Source organism: Oleiphilus sp. HI0061 (assembly GCF_001635675.1).
In genome coordinates, this window is the sequence record NZ_LWFE01001206.1 from 1 (window position 1) to 4,000 (window position 4,000).

Here is a 4,000-nt window from a genome sequence, read left to right on the forward strand (position 1 = left end):
AAGTGGGTAGAGTATCGGTAATTTATTTTTACCCTCGTCAGACAAAAATAACCTTGATGCTCTGCCGTCTTCGGCACATCCTTTGCGCTCAATAATGCCGTTCTTTTGCATTCGGCCAACCAAACCGGTGACTGCAGAGTTATTCAAACCCAATGCTTGTGACAGCGTTTTCTGTAAACAGCCTTCATTTTTAGCAATGAACATCAGTGCAGCAGCTTGAGTGACTGGAATCCCCAGGCGTTGCTCGCACTGGGTATCTGCAAACTTAAACATTCGGTGCTGAGCCATGTTGATCAGAAAGAATAACCTTTTATCCACTGTCGATTCCTTGTCTAGTAGTTATATAGTTCATATGTGATGTATATTACTTTGCATATAAACTAAATTTAAATGCAAGCGTTTGTTTGTTTTTTATTTTTTCAACAAATTACTTAAGTGTTCTGAATAGCGCTTGTATCCAGCGGTAAAGCGAGTTGAAATTATCTGTTTCTGCCATGGCTTTAGGGGCAACGAGCCAATATGCATACTGGGTTGTCAACGGCATGGTTGATAAGGGAAGTAGCTTTCCATCTCTGATCCTTTGATTGACCATAGGGAGTAATCCAACGACGACTCCTAAGCCTTCTTCAGCAGACCGAATGGCGGAGAAATAAGAGTCGCAAACAATTTTTTGCTTTGGGTTAAAATCTCCAAATGAGCCGCGCCAATCCCGAAGATCATCATATAGCGATATGACAACCTGATTTTCGATCTCCTCCTTTGACATTAATTGGTCACGGGAAAGACCATGTTGGGTCAGGTAGTCCTCGCTACATAGAAGTTTTACGTCAACACCACTGACAAAGCGTGTTGCTAATTCTGGCCAGTCCCCCTTTCCGAAACGTAATGCCGCGTCTGCAGGTTCATCGTCAAAATTAACGTATTCATTGCCTGTCGTGATGCGTAGCTCTACCTCTGGAGCATAGTCTTTGAAGCGTGCGTAATTTGGAATCAGTAGTTCTTGAGCGATGAAAATGGGTGAGCTGATTTGAAGCGTTGGGTGGCAAAATTTTCGTTCGAATTCTCGATAGGAAGTATTGTGGCGCTTAATAATATCTCTTGTTGTCTGGTAGTAAAACTCTCCGGCTGAGGTGAGTCGTAGTTTGCGAGAGCTTCGGTCAAACAACGTTAAACCAAGATATTCTTCCAATACTTTGATTTGCTGACTGACGGCAGGCGGTGAAACACAGAGTTCCACCGCTGCTTTCTTAAAGTTTAAATTTCTGGCCGCGGCTTCAAATACAGGTAGCCACTGAATTGGGGGAGCTTTTTGTTGCATGGAACACCTTAATAGATAAGCTGAAGTTATCCTAAGTTCAAATATACTGAATTGCCAGTGGTAAAAGGTTAGATTAATTTACTTAGCATATAAACTAATTTGTGCGATTTTTTGGAGGTTTCGGTATGAGTGCATCTAATGTGGCAAAGACACTAGAACAGCAAGAGCATGCATTTGATGGTGCAGTTAACCTGAAAGGGGACCCCAATTGCCTGGTTGGGCAAGTCAGTGCAGACTATCAAAATATGGTAGGCCCTTTCGGTGGTGTGACGGCGGCTACGATCCTTCAAGCAGTGTTAGGTCACCCAGAAAGAGAAGGCATGCCGGTATCGATTACTATTAATTATATGGGGCCGATTGAAGATGATGAGTTGGTGGTCAAACCTGCTCTATTAAGAACTAACCGTTCCAACCAGCATTGGCGTGTAGATTTTTTGCAAGGCGATGTAATGCAGTGTTCTGCTAGTTGTGTTTTTGCTAAGCGAAATGAGACTTGGTCTAATGATGAAGTAAGGATGCCTTATGCACCAGATTTTGAAGAGGTGGATTCACTACCAAAATTTCCGGGCATGCCGAGCTGGGTAGACCAATACGATATGCGCTTTGTTTATGGTGCTCCTTTTCAGCCGCTAGTTAAGGGTAAACAAGCAAACCCCTCCGAGAGCCTCTTGTGGATTTCTGACAAGCCAGCAAGAAAGCTGGACTATGCCTCAGTAACAGCAATCTCTGACTCGTTCTTTCCACGAATTTTTGTTCGAAGACATAAGATCGTCCCAATGGGAACGGTTAGTTTAACGATTAATTTCCATATAACTGAAGATGAATTGTTGGGCTTGGAGGCGACTCATCTGCTTGGTCGCGCTAGCGCTACCAAATTTACTAATGGTTATTTTGAGCAAAGGGCTGAGCTATGGAGCCCTGATGGTACCTTGGTGGCGACAAGTAGCCAGATGGTGTATTACAAAGATTAAGCTAGTCTATATCTCAATAATTACAGCTTTTAAAAAGCAAGAGAGCGATCATGACAAACGTTGATAGTGAGAATACAGAGCTGCATAAAACCGCTTGTATATTATGTTCACGAAACTGTGGCTTGGATGTTACCACCCAGGACGGCAAATTAATTAAGATCAAAGGTGATCCTCAACACCCTATGACTAAGGGCTATATTTGCCAGAAAGCGGCAAGATTAGAGCATTATCAAAATCACGATGATCGTTTGACACATCCTTTAAAAAGGATGCCAGATGGGAGCTTTCAGAAGGTTAGCTGGGATCAGGCCTTAGATGAAATCGCTGAAAAAATGAATGTAACGCGTGATCAGTTTGGCCCCGATTCTTTCGCGATTGTAGGTGGTGGTGGTCAAGGTAATCATCTTGGCGGTGCGTATGCTTCACAACTGCGTTATGCCATGGGTGGGAGTCGCTATACCTATACAGCTTTGGCTCAGGAAAAGACCATGGATTTTTGGGTGAATGGTCGACTGTTTGGTGATCAGCGTGTTCATTGTACTGAGGACGTAGAGCATTCTGACTACGTACTATTTATTGGCTGTAACCCATTTCAGTCACACGGTATACCCAATGCGCGCGATACGCTTAAAGAAATTAAGAAAGACCCGGACCGTACGATGGTGGTTTTTGACCCTAGAAGGTCTGAAACAGCGAAGCAAGCCGATATACATTTTCAGTTAAAGCCAGGTACTGATGCTTATCTGATGTCTGCGATCTTGGCGATTATCGTAAAAGAGGGCCTGCATGATAAAGCCTTCCTCGAGAATCACTGCACTGGCTTTAATAAGCTCGAAGCTGAACTATTAGATATTCCTATTGAAGAGTATGTAGAAAAAGCCGATGTATCCCTTGAGATGACGCAGCAAGTTGCACGAGACTTTGCTAATGCTAAAGCGGGATGCGTAAGAATTGACTTGGGTCTGCAGCAGTCACTGCATTCCACCTTGACGGCATATTTGGAAAAAATGCTGTATATGGTGACCGGCAATTTCGGGAAAACTGGCGGCAATAATCTGCACACTTTATTTGTTCCCTTATTAGGTAATTCGGACGAGCGTCGCCGCGAGTACAAGCTCACGGCTCATCATAAAATGATGCCGATTTCGGGAATGTATCCACCAAACATATTGCCTGATGAAATTGAACATGAGGGCGAAGATCGTTTACGAGCGATTTGGGTGGATAGTAGCAACCCCGCTCGCAGTTACGCTGACTCTAGTGCCTATGAACGCGCTTTTTCTAAGTTAGATTTGTTGGTTGTTGTTGATGTAGCGATGACTGAAACGGCTCGCTTGGCGCACTACGTTCTGCCAGCTGCCTCTCAGTTCGAGAAGTGGGAAGCGACAGGTTTTAACGCGGAGTTTCCTGAGAACTTCTTTCATTTGCGTGCACCGATGTTTGAGCCTTTACCGGGTACCTTACCTGAGCCTGAAATCTATGCGCGCTTGTTAGCGAAAATGGGTAAGATTCCAGAGAATTTCCCTGTATTGGAACGCATCGCTAAATACGAACCTGAGATTAGTGCTCATCAGGGCTTCTTCGCTGCCTTGATGGCGACTTTTAAATTGAACAAGGATTGGGCCCCCTACGCGCCTTCAATTTTGTATCGTACTTTTGGCGCAGCCTTACCGGAGGATGCCGCATCTGCTGCGCTAATTCTTCCTTTAGC

General features: G+C 44.2%; 4 protein-coding genes. 2 read left to right on the plus strand and 2 right to left on the minus strand.

Features of this window, described 5'->3' with window-relative positions; all coding sequences use genetic code 11:
- Both A3735_RS18770 and A3735_RS18775 read right to left on the minus strand, forming a co-directional pair.
- The coding region (locus A3735_RS18770) for a MarR family winged helix-turn-helix transcriptional regulator (protein WP_068638458.1) at positions 1-318 on the minus strand (318 nt) is incomplete at its 3' end.
- 109 nt (positions 319-427) lie between these two features.
- On the minus strand, positions 428-1,318 hold the full coding sequence (locus A3735_RS18775; RefSeq protein WP_068514364.1) for a LysR family transcriptional regulator: 891 nt from the start codon (positions 1,316-1,318) through the stop codon (positions 428-430).
- Between the two features lie 125 nt (positions 1,319-1,443).
- On the opposite strand from A3735_RS18775, the gene A3735_RS18780 reads away from it, so the two are divergent.
- Positions 1,444-2,289 (plus strand): acyl-CoA thioesterase II, encoded by an 846-nt coding sequence (locus tag A3735_RS18780; RefSeq protein ID WP_068555023.1) that lies wholly within the window; start codon positions 1,444-1,446, stop codon positions 2,287-2,289.
- A 50-nt stretch (positions 2,290-2,339) separates the two neighbouring features.
- The coding region (locus tag A3735_RS18785) for a molybdopterin-dependent oxidoreductase (RefSeq protein WP_068638460.1) at positions 2,340-4,000 on the plus strand (1,661 nt) is incomplete at its 3' end.

Excerpts from the sequence above, each read along its gene's own strand:
- A3735_RS18780 (WP_068555023.1), top strand. The coding sequence starts at position 1,444 with ATGAGTGCATCTAATGTGGCAAAGACACTAGAACAGCAAGAGCATGCA.
- A3735_RS18775 (WP_068514364.1), bottom strand. The coding sequence starts at position 1,318 with ATGCAACAAAAAGCTCCCCCAATTCAGTGGCTACCTGTATTTGAAGCC.